The sequence below is a fragment of the Candidatus Flexicrinis affinis genome (assembly GCA_016716525.1).
In the GTDB taxonomy this organism is placed as follows: Bacteria; Chloroflexota; Anaerolineae; order Aggregatilineales; family Phototrophicaceae; genus Flexicrinis; species Flexicrinis affinis.
In genome coordinates this window covers 833,735-845,975 of the sequence record JADJWE010000001.1, presented here as the reverse complement: position 1 = coordinate 845,975, position 12,241 = coordinate 833,735, and the positions used below count along the sequence as shown (strand labels likewise).

Below are 12,241 nucleotides of genomic sequence, written 5' to 3'. Positions count from 1 at the left end.
TGCAAAACAAAACGCTCGCGCCCGGCACGGTGTCCGCAGCGCGAGCGCGAGATGTACTGCTGATCGATGCCGGCTACTTCATGAAGCCGCGGTAGTTGCGCATCACGAGCTGCGCTTCCAGCTGCCGCATGGTTTCGATGACGACGCCGACAAGGATGATGAGACCCGAACCGGTCAGAACGCTGGCCGCATTGGCCGATGCGCCTGCCGTATACGCACCGCTGAACAACACCGAGTTGACGAGGTCGACCACGCCCGGCATGATGGCGATCACACCGAGGAAGACGGCGCCCACCAGCGAGATTCGGCGCGTCACGCGGGTGATGAACTCTTGCGTGGGTTTGCCCGGTCGGGTGCCGGGGATGAATCCGCCGTTACGCTGCAGGTTGCTCGCCAAATCCTGATTGCCGATCATCACGTCCGCATAGAAGAACGTGAAGAACACGGTCAGGAAGAAGAAGAACGCCCAGTATAGCAACCCTTGTTGGTTGCCGAACGTGTCGCGTATGGAGTTGCCGACCGCGCCCTCAGGGAAGAAGCTGACGACAACCGCGGGCAGCGTCACGATCGCCTGAGCGAAGATGAGCGGGATCATGCCGACCGGGTTGACCTTCATCGGGATGAACGTGCGCGCCCCGCCGTATTGGCGGCTTCCGCGTACGCGTTTGCCGTACTGAACAGGGATTCGCCGCTCACCCTCCTGAATGAAGATGATCACGAGGATGCTGATCAGCGTGATAGCGACGAAGAGCGCGATGTTCCAGATCGGCGAGATTGCCGTATCAGCGACCAACCGTGCTAGGTTGCCCGGTGCCTGTGCCACGATACCGCCGAAGATGATCAGCGAGATACCGTTGCCGATGCCCTGTTCGGTGATCAACTCACCGAGCCAGACCGCAAACATCGTGCCGGCAGTCATACTGAACAGGACCGAGACCGTCAGTAAGAAGTTACTGGCGAACCCCGGGATGATCTGCTGAGTGCCGAGCAGCGCATTGAAGATCTGGATCTGTCCGAACGCTTGTAGCAGCGCCATCGGGATCGACAGGTAGTAGGTGTAACGGGTAATGGTATCGCGACCACCCGGCTCTTTCTGCAGTTCCTGCAGGCGCGGGATGATCGGGATGAGCAGCTGAAGGATAATCGACGCGGTGATGTAGGGATACACACCGTTCGCGATCACGCTGAAGTTTTGCACCGCACCGCCCGAAAGCAGGTTCAGCACGTTGATCAGGCCGGCGCCGGTTGCGCCGGGCTGGAGCAGCGACTGCAGGGCATTCGGATCGACACCGACAACCGGCACGTGCGCGGCGAACTGATAAATGAGCAGAATCAGCCCGGTGATCAGCAGTTTGTTGCGGACATCTGGAAGCTTCCAGATGTTACGAAACGCTTGCAGCATGGTTCAATTCCTCTAGGTCGCCTAAGTGAGAGAAACACGCACGGGCCGGAACCGTGATTCCGACCCGTCGTCAGTATCCTTAGGCCTTCTCCGCCAGTTTAGCGAGGTCTTCCTTGCGCATCTTCTTGACGGTCGCGCGGGCACCGGTGACTAGGTACTCGAGCTTCTGAACCGTGCCACCCGCCTTCGCAATCCGCTCGGCGGCGCTCTTGGTCACGCGGTGGGCTTGAACCGTCAGCGCCCGGTCGATGTCCCCGTTGCCAAGAATGACGACCGGTTGATCGGCTTTGCGGATCAGTCCCGCTTCGGCCAGCATGGCCGGGGTAACCGTCGTGCCGGCATCGAAGCCGTTCAGGTCGCCCAGATGGACTTCCTGATGCTCGATGCGGAAGATGTTCGTAAAGCCGCGCTTGAACGGCAGACGGCGAACCAGCGGAAGCTGACCGCCCTCAAAGTAGTGGGGGATGCCCTTACCCGAGCGGGCGCCAGCGCCCTTGGTGCCGCGGCCTGCGGTCTTGCCCTTGCCTGCCGCGATACCGCGGCCTACGCGCGTCTTCTTGCGCGTAGCGCCCTCTGCGGGCTTCAGATCGTGTAGTTTCATGTCGACCCTAGCCTTCCTGCTCGACTTCTTCGACCTGCAGCAGGTGACTGATCGCGTTGATCATGCCACGAATCTGCGGGGTGTCGTTGTGAGTGACCGTCGCATGCAGCTTACGGAGACCCAACGTATTTGCGGTGACACGCTGGTTCTTGGTGTAGCCGATCGGGCTGCGCACCAGCGTGATCTTGAGCTTCTTGTCGCTTGCCATCGATTACTTCGCCTCCTCGGCCGGCGCGGTGCCGGCAACTTGCCGGGCAGCGCGCTCCCAGAACGGGCGCATCTGATCGACCGGCTTGCCACGCATCGCCGCCAGTTCTTCGGCGCTGCGCATCTGCTTGAGCGCGTCGATGGTCGCCATCGCCACGTTGAGCAGATTCGGGCTGCCCTGCGACTTGGTGAGCACGTCATGCACGCCCACCGCCTCGAGCACGGCACGCACGCCACCGGCCGCGATAACGCCGGTACCGGGCGCCGCCGGCTTGACCAGCACACGGGCACCACCCCAACGGCCGGTGGCCTCGTGGGGGACGGTGCTGCCGCTCAACGACACTTTGGTCATGCGGCGGCGTGCACGGTCGGAGCCTTTGCGAATGCTATCGGGCACGGCGCGGCTCTTGCCGACACCGATGCCGATACGTCCTTTGTTGTCGCCGACGATGACCACCGTGCGGAAGGCGAAGCGCCGGCCGCCCTTGATCACCTTGGCGACGCGCGTAATGTCAACTACGCGCTCGTCGAGTTCTTCACGTTCTTCGTCGCGGTCGCGCCGATCGCGCCGTTCGCGCTTGTCAGCCATGCGTTCCTCCGATTCGTCTAGAATTCGAGGCCGGCTTCACGGGCGCCTTCAGCAAGCGCCGCGACACGACCATGATAACGATAACCACCGCGGTCAAAGACCACCTGCGTGATCCCGGCCGCCTTGGCGCGCTCGGCGACGATCTTGCCGACGATCTTCGCCGCGTCCTTCTTGTTCTTGCCGTTGGCCTGCGTCTGGACGTCCGCGTCGATGGTCGAGGCGGAGACCAGCGTGCGGCCGGCCTCGTCGTCGATCACCTGCGCATAGATGTTGGCAAGGCTGCGGAAAACGTTCAGACGCGGGCGTACCGCTGTACCCTCGATACGCGAACGTACACGGGCGTGGCGGCGATCACGCTGATTGCGCTTGTGCTTGTTGGTCTTTTCGGACATTGTCTACGCCCCACCCTACTTCTTTCCGGTCTTGCCGGCCTTGCCAGCCTTGCGACGGATCGTCTCGTTGACGTAACGCACACCCTTGCCCTTGTACGGCTCGGGCGGGCGGAGTTTGCGAATATCAGCAGCGACCTGCCCAACCAACTGCTTATCGAAACCATCGATATGCAGCACTGTGCCTCTGCGGTCGCTCGGGACATCGAAGGAAATCCCGGAGGGGGCATCGACCGGGATCTCATGCGAGTAACCCAGCTTCATAACCAGCTTGCTGCCGCGCATTTCTGCGACATAGCCGGTCCCTTCGATGATCAGAGTCTTGCGGAAGCCGGTCGACACGCCGGTCACCATGTTGGCGATCAGCGCACGGGTAAGACCGTGCAGCGCACGCTCCTGCCGGGCTTCGCTCGACCGAACCACGTTGTACACACCCTCGTCGCCCTTTTCAAGGGAAATACCCTCTGGGATGGTGTGCTTTAATTCGCCTTTCGGGCCCTTTACCGTCACCTCCCGGCCGTCGACCTTGAAGTCGACCTTGGGCGGGATAGCGATTGGCATCTTTCCAATTCGCGACATCGTCAGTCCCTCGCTTACCACACGTAGCAGATGACTTCGCCGCCGATGCGCTCGCGACGAGCCTGCGCCGCCGTCATGACGCCGCGGGGCGTAGTCATGATGGCGATGCCGGTTCCGCTGAGCACACGCGGGAGGTCCCGGCTGCCACGGTATACACGACGGCCGGGCTTGCTGACGCGCGTCATATTGGTGATGACCGGGCGACGCGAGCGGCGGGGGCCGTAGTACTTCAACTCGATGTGGATGAGACCGAACGGCTTTTCCTCGCCGACCGTGTACCCATCGACGAAACCTTCTTCGTGGAGAATACGCGCAATCTCCAGCTTCAGCTTGCTAACCGGGATCGAGACGGATGGCTTGCCCGCCATCAGCGCATTCCGGATGCGCGTAAGCATATCGGCAATCGGATCATTCACCATGGTATCTCGCTCCCTTTACCAGCTCGACTTGACCAAGCCGGGAATCTCGCCCCGCAGGGCCATTTCGCGCAGGCAGATACGGCACAGGCCGAACCGGCGGATATAACCGCGTGGACGCCCGCACTTGTTGCAGCGGTTGCGCACTTGCACTTGATACTTACGCCGCGTTTCGCGCACGACGATTGACTTCTTCGCCATCGATTACCGTCCTAATTCTCGCGGAAGGGCATGCCGAGCAGCTTCAGCAGCCGACGGCCTTCTTCATCGTTGCGGGCAGTGGTCACGATCGTGATTTCCATTCCCCGGACCTTGTCGATCTTGTCGAACTGGATTTCCGGGAACACCAACTGCTCGCGCAGACCGATTGTGAAGTTACCACGGCCGTCGAGCTTGGCGGGCACGCCGCGGAAGTCGCGGATACGCGGCAGGGCGACGTTGATCAGCCGATCGAGCAGCGCCCACATCTTCTCACCGCGCAGGGTGACCTTGACGCCGATCGCACGGCCTTCACGCAGCTTGAACTGCGCGATGCTCTTCTTGGCGCGCGTGATAACCGGTTGTTGACCGGTGATCTGGCGCAGGTCCTCGACCGCAGCGTCCAGCATCTTGGGCGCGTCCATCGCCTCGCCCATTCCGATGTTGATGACAACCTTGTCGATGCGGGGGACCTGCATCGCGTTGTCGAACTTGAATTCGTTAATCATGGCCGGCGCGATCTCTTCGCGGTAGCGAGCGAGCAGCACCGGCACGGTCTTGGTCTCAGCCATGGGTTACCTCGCTCCGGCCTAATCGATGTCCTGCTGGCACTTCTTGCACCAGCGGACCTTATTGCCGTCGTCCTTGAAGCGATAGCCCACACGCGTGGACTTGCCGCAGGACGGGCAAACGAGCATTACGTTGGACAGGTCGATCGGCGCGTTGAATTCTACGATCTGCGCCGGGATCTGCCGGCCGCCGACCTGTTGGGCACGGCGGTGGCGCTTGCGAAGGTTGATGCCCTCCACAATCACGCGATTGTCTTTCTTCTGGATCTCGAGGACCTTGCCCGTCTCTCCGATATCGCGACCGGCGATAACCGCGACGGTATCCCCTTTCTTGATGCGCTGCATATCAACTACTCCTACAGCGTTTCAGGGGCCAGCGATACGATTTTGACGAAACCCCTGTCACGAAGTTCGCGCGCCACTGGGCCAAATACGCGCGTCCCACGCGGGTTCTGCAGGTCGTCGGCCAGAATGACCGCGGCGTTGTCGTCGAACTTGATGTACGACCCGTCGTCGCGGCGGTATTCCTTGGCAGTCCGCACGATCACGGCTTTCACCACAGCGGATTTCTTGACACTGCTCTGCGGCGTGGCCTGCTTGACAGCGGCCACCACGATATCCCCGACATACCCGTACCTGCGCCGGGATCCGCCAAGCACGCGGATCACCAGCAGTTCTTGCGCACCGGTGTTGTCGGCCACCTTCAGTCGAGACTCAGTTTGGATCATGACTTACGCCTCCGCGCTGCTCGTCTCGATCAGCTCAGGCGTCTCGAGCACCGTTTCCACCACCCAGCGCTTGTTCTTGCTGAGCGGCTTGCTCTCGACGATGCGAACGACGCTGCCTTCCTGAATTTCGTTCGATTCATCGTGCGCCATGACCTTCCGGGTCGAGACGACGATCTTCTTGTATACCCGGTGCATCTTGCGGCGTTCGATCGCAACGACGACGGTCTTCTCCATCTTGTTGCTGACGACGCGCCCGACCAACCGGCGGCGAGTGTTTGCCATCGCTAATTCCCCTTCTGCGGGCTGCCGGCCTGCCGCTGGGTGAGCACCGTCTTCAAACGCGCGAGGTCGCGACGGTTCTGCCGGAGCAGGTTTTCGTTCTTGAGTTCGCCGTTGGCCTTTTGAAGGCGCAGCTGATACATATCGGCGCGGTTGTCCTCGATCGCGTTCATGATGTCTTCATCGGACATCTTGCGAACGTCACGGATGTCCACCATTAGCCGACCTCCTGACCGCTGATCGGGTCAATCCGCCTGATGATCTTGCACTTGCACGGCAGCTTGAACGCCGCCAGGCGCAGTGCTTCGAGTGCGTCTTGCTCGTCCACGCCGCCCATTTCGAACAGGACGCGTCCGGGCTTGATAACTGCGGCCCAGTATTCCACCGAACCCTTGCCGGAACCCATGCGGGTCTCTGCGGCCTTCTTGGTGATCGGCTTGTCCGGGAACACGCGGATCCAAATCTTGCCGCGGCGCTTGATGTAGCGCACCATCGCGCGGCGGGCCGCTTCGATCTGCCGGCTGCTCAGCCAGATCGGCTCGAGGGCCTGCAGGCCGTATTCGCCAAACTGAACGGCGGCGCCGCGCAGCTCGGTGCCCTTCCGGCGACCGCGGAACTGCTTACGGTATTTGACGCGCTTAGGCATCAACATGCTTGATTGCTCCTTTTCCTTACGCGAGGACGCGGCTCAGCCGACTACGAGCTGACGTACACGCCGGACTTCTCGTCCGTCCGCGTGTTGTCCTGCTGCAGGATTTCGCCCTTGTAGATCCAGACCTTGATGCCGAGCTGGCCGAACGTCGTCAGAGCTTCCGCCTTGCCGAAGTCGATCGACGCACGGAGCGTGTTACGCGGCACGCGGCCCTCGCTGACCATCTCGCGGCGGCTCATATCGCCGCCGGCCAAACGGCCGCTCACCTCGATACGAATGCCCTGTGCGCCGAGCCGCATCGCCTGCGACACCGCACGCTTCATGGCGCGGCTGTGACCAATGCGCCGGACAAGCTGCCCCGCGATATTGGCGGCCACCAACTGGGCGTCGAGATCCGGCTTGTCGATCTCGCTGACCTCGACCTTGACCTTCTTGTTGGTCAGTGTCTCGAGGTCGGCGCGCAGCTTCTTGACGGCCTTGCCTTCACGCCCGATGATGATTCCCGGCCGCATGGTGTGAATGGTCACCACAACCTGATTCGGGAACCGCTCGATTTCGATGCGCGAGACACCGGCCTTTTCCGCTTCCTTGCTGATGAATTTGCGGACCTTGCGGTCTTCCTTCAGCAGATCGACGTACTCGGGGCCCTCCGCGTACCAGCGCGAATCCCAATCCCGGTTGACCTTGAGCCGGAACCCTACCGGATGAACTTTACGACCCATTAGCTGTTCTCCCGCTGTCCCAGCACAACCGTCAGATGTGAGATCCGGCGAACGCGCGGCTTGTACCGGCCGCGTGCGCCTGCCTTCACTCGCTTCAGGCGCGTCCCCTCATCTGCGAAGATCTGCGAGATGAACAGATTGTTCGGGTCCAGATCAAGATTGTTCTCGGCGTTGGCGATTGCCGACGCGAGCGTCTTGCTGACCATCTCGGCGCCCTTTTGGGGCATGAAGCGCAGGACCGTCTGCGCTTGCAGCGCATTCAGGCCGCGCACCTTGTCGCAGACCAGACGCAGTTTGCGAGGGGAGATGGACAGATGTTTCGTGTATGCACGCACTTCCATTTGTCCTCGCTCCTACTTCTTCTTTTCCTTCGCGACGTGACCTTTGAAGGTACGCGTCGGGGCGAACTCGCCCAACTTATGGCCAACCATGTTCTCGGTCACGAAGATCGCCACATGGCGGCGGCCGTCGTGCACGGCGATGGTGTGGCCGACCATCTGCGGGAAGATGGTGCTCGCCCGGCTCCACGTCCGGATCACCACCTTCTTGTTTTCGGTATTCAGCTTCTCGACCTTCGAGAGCAGCTTGGGATCGATGAACGGTCCCTTTTTCAGCGAACGACCCATTTTCCTAGTCCTCGTCCTATCTCACTGACCAACCGAACTAGGCGCGCCGGCGCACGATGAAACGGTTCGTGCGCTTGTTGCTGCGGGTACGCTTGCCGAGGGCCGGCTTACCCCACGGCGTCTTGGGCGCCTTCATACCGATGCCGCTGCGACCTTCACCACCACCATGCGGGTGGCTGTTGGGGTCCATGGCGATACCGCGAACCGACGGGCGGATGCCCATCCAGCGCTTGCGACCAGCCTTGCCGAAGTTCACGTTGCCATGATCGACGTTGCCGACCTGCCCGATGGTCGCCATGCAGCGCTCGTGGACAAGGCGAACTTCGCCGCTCGGCAGGCGAACCTGCGCGTACGTGCCTTCTTTCGCCATCAGCTGCGCCGAGACACCCGCAGAGCGCGCCATCTGGCCGCCCTTGCCGGGCTTCAGCTCGATGTTGTGAATCTGCGTGCCGACTGGAATGTCGGCGATCGCCAGCGCGTTGCCCGGGCGCAGCGATGCCTGCGGCCCGTTGCCGATCACATCGCCGACCTTGAGGCCGAGCGGTGCGATAATGTAACGCTTCTCGCCGTCTTCGTACTCCACCAGCGCGATACGCGCACTGCGGTTGGGGTCGTACTCGATCGCGCTTACGGTCGCCTTGCAGTCGAACTTGTTGCGCTTGAAGTCAATCACGCGGTAGCGACGGCGATGACCACCACCCCGGTGACGGATCGTCACGCGGCCTTGATTGTTGCGACCACCGCGCTTGCGAAGCGACTCCGTCAGGGAGCGCTCCGGCTTGCTCTTGGTGATCTCTTCGAACGTGTGGCCCGTCATTCCTCGGCGGCCAGCCGAGGTGGGCTTGTAGACCTTAACCGGCATGTCTCCGCCCCTTACACTTCGAACAGGCTAATCGTGTCGCCCTCGGAGAGGGTCACGACTGCCTTCTTCCACTGCTGCGTGCGGCGGTAGAATTTCCGACCGCGGCGGCCGCGCTTGTACGGCATCACCATCGTGTTGACCTTGACGACTGCAACGTCGAAGATCACTTCCACCGCTTCCTTGATCTGAACCTTGTTGGCGTTCGGTGCGACCTCGAACACGTACTGGTTGTTCTCGGTCATCACATTCGTCTTCTCGGTGATCACCGGGCGGCGGATCACATCATACAGGTGCAAATCGGGCATCGTCTTTAGCCCTCCGTCCCAAGCCAGCTCTTCAGCACGTCGAGTGCGTCAAGCGGCACAATAACCTTGTCATACGTCAGCAGGTCGCGCACGTTCAGGTAGCTCGCCCGCAGGTAGAAGGCGCGGTCGAGATTTCCGATACCGCGTTCGAGGTTCTCGTTGCGCTCAGCCAGCAGGACCAGCGCTGAGCTGCTGCCGACCAGAGCATTGAGGACCTTGGTGACTTCCTTCGTCTTGGGCGCCGAAACGCTCAACTTGTCGACCACAACCAACTGCTCGTCGAGGACGGCCGCGCTCAGGGCGTTACGCAGCGCCGCGCGCACCATCTTCTTGGGCATGTCCTTGGTGTACTTATGCGGGATCGGTCCGTGGGCCTTACCACCGCCGACGAAGATCGGAGCGTTGCGCGACCCATGGCGCGCACGACCGGTTCCCTTCTGGCGATAGATCTTGGCCGTGCTGATCTTGACCTCGCTGCGGGTCTTGGTCTTGTGCGTGCCGAGGCGCGCATTTGCCATCTGGCGCACGTACGCCTGATGCATCAAACCGACGTTGAGGTCTTCACGGGTGATCCCGAAAATCTCGGCCGGCAGGTCGACCGTGCTGACCTGCTTGCCGTTCACATCCTTAACCGGGAACTGCATTGTCATACCCTCCGTTACCTTTCGCCCGCGCTACTTCGTACGAGCTTTCACGGACGGCTTGATCATCACGATGCCGTTCTTTGCGCCGGGAACCGAACCGCGCACGGCGATCAGGTTCTTGTCGGCGTCGATCAGAACGACCTCGAGGTTTTGAATCGTGACGCGCTCGTTGCCCATTCGGCCGGCCATGCGCTGGCCCGGCAGCGTGCGGCCTGGGAAGGAACGCTGGCCCACCGAACCCGGCGCGCGCTCGCGGTCGGACTGACCGTGAGTCTTCGGCTGGCGGTGGAAGCCGTGGCGCTTAATCGCGCCGGCGAACCCGCGGCCTTTCGACGTGCCGACGATGTCGACCCGTTCGCCCTTCTCAAACACAGTGACGGTGATCTCCTGCCCTTCTGCAACGTTCACATCACCGTCCTTGATGCGGAACTCGCGCAGGTAGCGCAGCGCAGGCAGGTTGTTGCGCTTCAGGTGACCGAGTTGGCCCTTGGTCAGCCGGGTCGGCTTGGTCTCTGCGAAACCAAGCTGCACGGCGACATAGCCTTCTTTGTCCTTACTGCGAATTTGTGTGACATGGCAGGGGCCGGCCTGAATGATGGTCACGGGAACGACGTTCCCGTTGTCATCAAAGACCTGCGTCATGCCAATCTTCTTGCCGATCATGCCCTTCATTCGGTTTGCCTCCAGCGGGGTGCTGCGCGTTCTTGCGCCGGGGATCTTCGGCGTGTCCCCGCCCCCTATCTGTCTCAGCGTACTGGCCCGTACACCCGCAGCGGCGGGCCGGAACTATACCCGCTTGCGTTGCGCGTTGGTGGGTGACTTACAGCTTGATCTCGATATCGACGCCGGCCGGCAGGTTCAGACGGGTGAGGTTCTCAATCGTCTTGCTGTCCGGTTCAAGCACATCGATCAGCCGCGAATGCGTGCGGATTTCGAAATGCTCGTGCGAATCTTTGTCGATGAAGGTCGAGCGACGCACGGTGAAACGCTCGAGTTTCGTCGGCAGAGGAACTGGCCCGACCACCCGTGCACCGGCGCGCTCTGCCGTGTCGACAATCCGCTGCGCCGACTGGTCGAGGACCCGATGGTCATACGCCTTCAGCCGGATACGGATCTTGTTCTTAATCGCCATGTGCTAACCTCACTGGCCTGCGGCCAGCCTCCATCTTCTCGTGAGATAATGCCGGGAGGCGATATTGCGCGCCTCCCGGCATCTGAGCGTCTTCGTCTTCCCGGACCGCGAGGCCTAGGAAATCACGTCCGTGATGACACCAGCGCCGACGGTCAGACCACCCTCGCGGATGGCGAACTTGGAGCCCTTCTCGAGCGCCACCGGCATGATCAGCTCGACCTGCAGGTTGACATCGTCGCCCGGCATGACCAGCTCGACGCCTTCGGGCAGCGTGATGGTGCCGGTCACGTCCATGGTGCGGATGTAGAACTGCGGACGGTACCCGTTGACGAACGGCTTATGACGGCCGCCCTCTTCCTTCTTCAGCACGTACACCTGGCACATGAACTTGCGGTACGGCGTGATCGAACCCGGCTTGGCCAGAACCATGCCGCGCTCGACCTCTTCACGCTTGGTGCCGCGCAGGAGGATACCGGCGTTGTCACCTGCGACGGCCGAGTCGAGTTCCTTGTGGAACATCTCGATGCCGGTCACGGTGGTCTTCATCTTCTCTTCGCGCAGGCCGAGGATCTCGACTTCCATACCCTTCTGCAGGGTACCGCGCTCAACACGGCCGGTCACCACGGTACCGCGGCCCTGAATGGTGAACACGTCTTCCACCGGCATGAGGAACGCCTTTTCCGTATCACGGGCCGGGGTCGGAATCCAGTTGTCCACCGCGTCCATCAGCTTCAGGATCGACTCATACTCCGGCGCGTTGACATCGGTGCTGTCCGAGTCGTTGGCCTTCACCGCCGAACCGCGAATGATCGGGGTATCGGCAGAGAACCCGTAGCTCTCGAGCAGTTCATGCAGTTCGAGCTCGACGAGCTCGAGCAGCTCTGGATCGTCCATCTGGTCGATCTTGTTGAGGTACACGACCATCGCCGGCACTTCCACCTGACGCGCAAGCAGCACGTGCTCGCGGGTTTGCGGCATCGGGCCATCAGGCGCGCTGACGACGAGGATTGCACCGTCCATCTGCGCCGCACCGGTGATCATGTTCTTGATGTAGTCACGGTGGCCCGGGCAGTCCACGTGCGCATAGTGGCGCGCGTCGGTCTCGTATTCCACGTGACGGATGTTGATGGTGATACCGCGGGCCTTTTCTTCCGGCGCGTTATCGATGTCATCGTACTTCATGCGCTCGGCCTTGCCCTTCATGCCGAGCACCTTGGTGATGGCCGCGGTGAGCGTCGTTTTGCCATGGTCGACATGACCGATGGTGCCGATGTTCACGTGCGGCTTGCTGCGATCGAACTTCCCAGCCATTGTGCGTCCTATCCTTTGCTTATGGCGTCT

At 61.5% G+C, this 12,241-nt stretch carries 23 protein-coding genes; all 23 read right to left on the bottom strand.

Features of this window, described 5'->3' with window-relative positions; all coding sequences use genetic code 11:
• Nucleotides 1-73: 73 nt before the first annotated feature.
• Nucleotides 74-1,402: a preprotein translocase subunit SecY gene (gene secY, locus IPM16_03555; GenBank protein MBK9122187.1), complete on the bottom strand. Its 1,329-nt coding sequence runs from the start codon at nucleotides 1,400-1,402 to the stop codon at nucleotides 74-76.
• A 79-nt stretch (nucleotides 1,403-1,481) separates the two neighbouring features.
• Nucleotides 1,482-2,003: a 50S ribosomal protein L15 gene (gene rplO, locus IPM16_03550; GenBank protein MBK9122186.1), complete on the bottom strand. Its 522-nt coding sequence runs from the start codon at nucleotides 2,001-2,003 to the stop codon at nucleotides 1,482-1,484.
• Between the two features lie 7 nt (nucleotides 2,004-2,010).
• Nucleotides 2,011-2,211, bottom strand: a complete 201-nt coding sequence (gene rpmD, locus IPM16_03545) for a 50S ribosomal protein L30 (protein MBK9122185.1) — start codon at nucleotides 2,209-2,211, stop codon at nucleotides 2,011-2,013.
• A gap of 3 nt (nucleotides 2,212-2,214) precedes the next feature.
• Nucleotides 2,215-2,799 carry a 30S ribosomal protein S5 gene (gene rpsE / locus IPM16_03540; protein MBK9122184.1) on the bottom strand — a complete coding sequence of 195 codons (585 nt, stop codon included), beginning with the start codon at nucleotides 2,797-2,799 and terminating at the stop codon, nucleotides 2,215-2,217.
• A gap of 17 nt (nucleotides 2,800-2,816) precedes the next feature.
• Entirely contained in the window at nucleotides 2,817-3,191 is a 375-nt protein-coding gene (locus tag IPM16_03535; protein ID MBK9122183.1) for a 50S ribosomal protein L18, read from the bottom strand.
• A gap of 15 nt (nucleotides 3,192-3,206) precedes the next feature.
• Nucleotides 3,207-3,767 carry a 50S ribosomal protein L6 gene (gene rplF / locus IPM16_03530; protein MBK9122182.1) on the bottom strand — a complete coding sequence of 187 codons (561 nt, stop codon included), beginning with the start codon at nucleotides 3,765-3,767 and terminating at the stop codon, nucleotides 3,207-3,209.
• Between the two features lie 14 nt (nucleotides 3,768-3,781).
• Nucleotides 3,782-4,186: a 30S ribosomal protein S8 gene (rpsH, locus tag IPM16_03525; GenBank protein MBK9122181.1), complete on the bottom strand. Its 405-nt coding sequence runs from the start codon at nucleotides 4,184-4,186 to the stop codon at nucleotides 3,782-3,784.
• A 15-nt stretch (nucleotides 4,187-4,201) separates the two neighbouring features.
• Nucleotides 4,202-4,384, bottom strand: coding sequence for a type Z 30S ribosomal protein S14 (locus IPM16_03520; protein ID MBK9122180.1), 183 nt, complete (start codon nucleotides 4,382-4,384; stop codon nucleotides 4,202-4,204).
• Between the two features lie 11 nt (nucleotides 4,385-4,395).
• Complete coding sequence (rplE, locus tag IPM16_03515; protein MBK9122179.1) at nucleotides 4,396-4,953, bottom strand: 50S ribosomal protein L5; 558 nt, start codon at nucleotides 4,951-4,953, stop codon at nucleotides 4,396-4,398.
• Between the two features lie 18 nt (nucleotides 4,954-4,971).
• A complete protein-coding gene (locus tag IPM16_03510; GenBank protein ID MBK9122178.1) occupies nucleotides 4,972-5,295 on the bottom strand; it encodes a 50S ribosomal protein L24 in 324 nt (107 codons plus the stop codon).
• An 11-nt stretch (nucleotides 5,296-5,306) separates the two neighbouring features.
• The gene (gene rplN / locus IPM16_03505) at nucleotides 5,307-5,678 is read right to left on the bottom strand and encodes a 50S ribosomal protein L14 (GenBank protein MBK9122177.1); all 372 of its coding nucleotides are present in this window, start codon (nucleotides 5,676-5,678) and stop codon (nucleotides 5,307-5,309) included.
• A gap of 3 nt (nucleotides 5,679-5,681) precedes the next feature.
• Nucleotides 5,682-5,960, bottom strand: a complete 279-nt coding sequence (gene rpsQ / locus IPM16_03500) for a 30S ribosomal protein S17 (GenBank protein ID MBK9122176.1) — start codon at nucleotides 5,958-5,960, stop codon at nucleotides 5,682-5,684.
• 2 nt (nucleotides 5,961-5,962) lie between these two features.
• The gene (gene rpmC / locus IPM16_03495) at nucleotides 5,963-6,175 is read right to left on the bottom strand and encodes a 50S ribosomal protein L29 (GenBank protein ID MBK9122175.1); all 213 of its coding nucleotides are present in this window, start codon (nucleotides 6,173-6,175) and stop codon (nucleotides 5,963-5,965) included.
• Nucleotides 6,175-6,609, bottom strand: a complete 435-nt coding sequence (gene rplP, locus IPM16_03490; protein ID MBK9122174.1) for a 50S ribosomal protein L16 — start codon at nucleotides 6,607-6,609, stop codon at nucleotides 6,175-6,177. Before rplP ends, rpmC begins: the two co-directional genes overlap by 1 nt.
• A 44-nt stretch (nucleotides 6,610-6,653) precedes the next feature.
• The gene (rpsC, locus tag IPM16_03485) at nucleotides 6,654-7,331 is read right to left on the bottom strand and encodes a 30S ribosomal protein S3 (GenBank protein ID MBK9122173.1); all 678 of its coding nucleotides are present in this window, start codon (nucleotides 7,329-7,331) and stop codon (nucleotides 6,654-6,656) included.
• A complete protein-coding gene (gene rplV, locus IPM16_03480) occupies nucleotides 7,331-7,672 on the bottom strand; it encodes a 50S ribosomal protein L22 (GenBank protein MBK9122172.1) in 342 nt (113 codons plus the stop codon). The genes rpsC and rplV overlap by 1 nt, the downstream gene beginning before the upstream one ends.
• Nucleotides 7,673-7,684: 12 nt before the next feature.
• A complete protein-coding gene (rpsS, locus tag IPM16_03475) occupies nucleotides 7,685-7,957 on the bottom strand; it encodes a 30S ribosomal protein S19 (protein MBK9122171.1) in 273 nt (90 codons plus the stop codon).
• A 37-nt stretch (nucleotides 7,958-7,994) separates the two neighbouring features.
• A complete protein-coding gene (gene rplB, locus IPM16_03470; protein MBK9122170.1) occupies nucleotides 7,995-8,819 on the bottom strand; it encodes a 50S ribosomal protein L2 in 825 nt (274 codons plus the stop codon).
• An 11-nt stretch (nucleotides 8,820-8,830) separates the two neighbouring features.
• Nucleotides 8,831-9,124: a 50S ribosomal protein L23 gene (gene rplW, locus IPM16_03465; GenBank protein ID MBK9122169.1), complete on the bottom strand. Its 294-nt coding sequence runs from the start codon at nucleotides 9,122-9,124 to the stop codon at nucleotides 8,831-8,833.
• Nucleotides 9,125-9,129: 5 nt separating this feature from the next.
• Entirely contained in the window at nucleotides 9,130-9,768 is a 639-nt protein-coding gene (gene rplD / locus IPM16_03460; GenBank protein ID MBK9122168.1) for a 50S ribosomal protein L4, read from the bottom strand.
• Nucleotides 9,769-9,798: 30 nt separating this feature from the next.
• Entirely contained in the window at nucleotides 9,799-10,440 is a 642-nt protein-coding gene (gene rplC, locus IPM16_03455; GenBank protein MBK9122167.1) for a 50S ribosomal protein L3, read from the bottom strand.
• Between the two features lie 148 nt (nucleotides 10,441-10,588).
• Nucleotides 10,589-10,900: a 30S ribosomal protein S10 gene (rpsJ, locus tag IPM16_03450; GenBank protein ID MBK9122166.1), complete on the bottom strand. Its 312-nt coding sequence runs from the start codon at nucleotides 10,898-10,900 to the stop codon at nucleotides 10,589-10,591.
• A gap of 114 nt (nucleotides 10,901-11,014) precedes the next feature.
• Nucleotides 11,015-12,211 carry an elongation factor Tu gene (gene tuf, locus IPM16_03445; protein ID MBK9122165.1) on the bottom strand — a complete coding sequence of 399 codons (1,197 nt, stop codon included), beginning with the start codon at nucleotides 12,209-12,211 and terminating at the stop codon, nucleotides 11,015-11,017.
• Between the last annotated feature and the right edge of the window lie 30 nt (nucleotides 12,212-12,241).

What these genes read in the sequence shown, in the direction of transcription:
- rplN (MBK9122177.1), bottom strand. Translation starts at nt 5,678, where the DNA reads ATGATCCAAACTGAGTCTCGACTGAAGGTGGCCGACAACACCGGTGCG.
- rplP (MBK9122174.1), bottom strand. Translation starts at nt 6,609, where the DNA reads ATGTTGATGCCTAAGCGCGTCAAATACCGTAAGCAGTTCCGCGGTCGC.
- rpsJ (MBK9122166.1), bottom strand. Translation starts at nt 10,900, where the DNA reads ATGGCGATTAAGAACAAGATCCGTATCCGGCTGAAGGCGTATGACCAT.
- rplF (MBK9122182.1), bottom strand. Translation starts at nt 3,767, where the DNA reads ATGTCGCGAATTGGAAAGATGCCAATCGCTATCCCGCCCAAGGTCGAC.
- rplV (MBK9122172.1), bottom strand. Translation starts at nt 7,672, where the DNA reads ATGGAAGTGCGTGCATACACGAAACATCTGTCCATCTCCCCTCGCAAA.
- rplW (MBK9122169.1), bottom strand. Translation starts at nt 9,124, where the DNA reads ATGCCCGATTTGCACCTGTATGATGTGATCCGCCGCCCGGTGATCACC.
- rpsE (MBK9122184.1), bottom strand. Translation starts at nt 2,799, where the DNA reads ATGGCTGACAAGCGCGAACGGCGCGATCGGCGCGACCGCGACGAAGAA.
- rpsQ (MBK9122176.1), bottom strand. Translation starts at nt 5,960, where the DNA reads ATGGCAAACACTCGCCGCCGGTTGGTCGGGCGCGTCGTCAGCAACAAG.
- IPM16_03510 (MBK9122178.1), bottom strand. Translation starts at nt 5,295, where the DNA reads ATGCAGCGCATCAAGAAAGGGGATACCGTCGCGGTTATCGCCGGTCGC.
- rplD (MBK9122168.1), bottom strand. Translation starts at nt 9,768, where the DNA reads ATGCAGTTCCCGGTTAAGGATGTGAACGGCAAGCAGGTCAGCACGGTC.
- secY (MBK9122187.1), bottom strand. Translation starts at nt 1,402, where the DNA reads ATGCTGCAAGCGTTTCGTAACATCTGGAAGCTTCCAGATGTCCGCAAC.
- rplC (MBK9122167.1), bottom strand. Translation starts at nt 10,440, where the DNA reads ATGAAGGGCATGATCGGCAAGAAGATTGGCATGACGCAGGTCTTTGAT.
- rpmC (MBK9122175.1), bottom strand. Translation starts at nt 6,175, where the DNA reads ATGGTGGACATCCGTGACGTTCGCAAGATGTCCGATGAAGACATCATG.
- IPM16_03520 (MBK9122180.1), bottom strand. Translation starts at nt 4,384, where the DNA reads ATGGCGAAGAAGTCAATCGTCGTGCGCGAAACGCGGCGTAAGTATCAA.
- rpsC (MBK9122173.1), bottom strand. Translation starts at nt 7,331, where the DNA reads ATGGGTCGTAAAGTTCATCCGGTAGGGTTCCGGCTCAAGGTCAACCGG.
- rplE (MBK9122179.1), bottom strand. Translation starts at nt 4,953, where the DNA reads ATGGCTGAGACCAAGACCGTGCCGGTGCTGCTCGCTCGCTACCGCGAA.
- rplO (MBK9122186.1), bottom strand. Translation starts at nt 2,003, where the DNA reads ATGAAACTACACGATCTGAAGCCCGCAGAGGGCGCTACGCGCAAGAAG.
- rpmD (MBK9122185.1), bottom strand. Translation starts at nt 2,211, where the DNA reads ATGGCAAGCGACAAGAAGCTCAAGATCACGCTGGTGCGCAGCCCGATC.
- tuf (MBK9122165.1), bottom strand. Translation starts at nt 12,211, where the DNA reads ATGGCTGGGAAGTTCGATCGCAGCAAGCCGCACGTGAACATCGGCACC.
- rplB (MBK9122170.1), bottom strand. Translation starts at nt 8,819, where the DNA reads ATGCCGGTTAAGGTCTACAAGCCCACCTCGGCTGGCCGCCGAGGAATG.
- rpsH (MBK9122181.1), bottom strand. Translation starts at nt 4,186, where the DNA reads ATGGTGAATGATCCGATTGCCGATATGCTTACGCGCATCCGGAATGCG.
- IPM16_03535 (MBK9122183.1), bottom strand. Translation starts at nt 3,191, where the DNA reads ATGTCCGAAAAGACCAACAAGCACAAGCGCAATCAGCGTGATCGCCGC.
- rpsS (MBK9122171.1), bottom strand. Translation starts at nt 7,957, where the DNA reads ATGGGTCGTTCGCTGAAAAAGGGACCGTTCATCGATCCCAAGCTGCTC.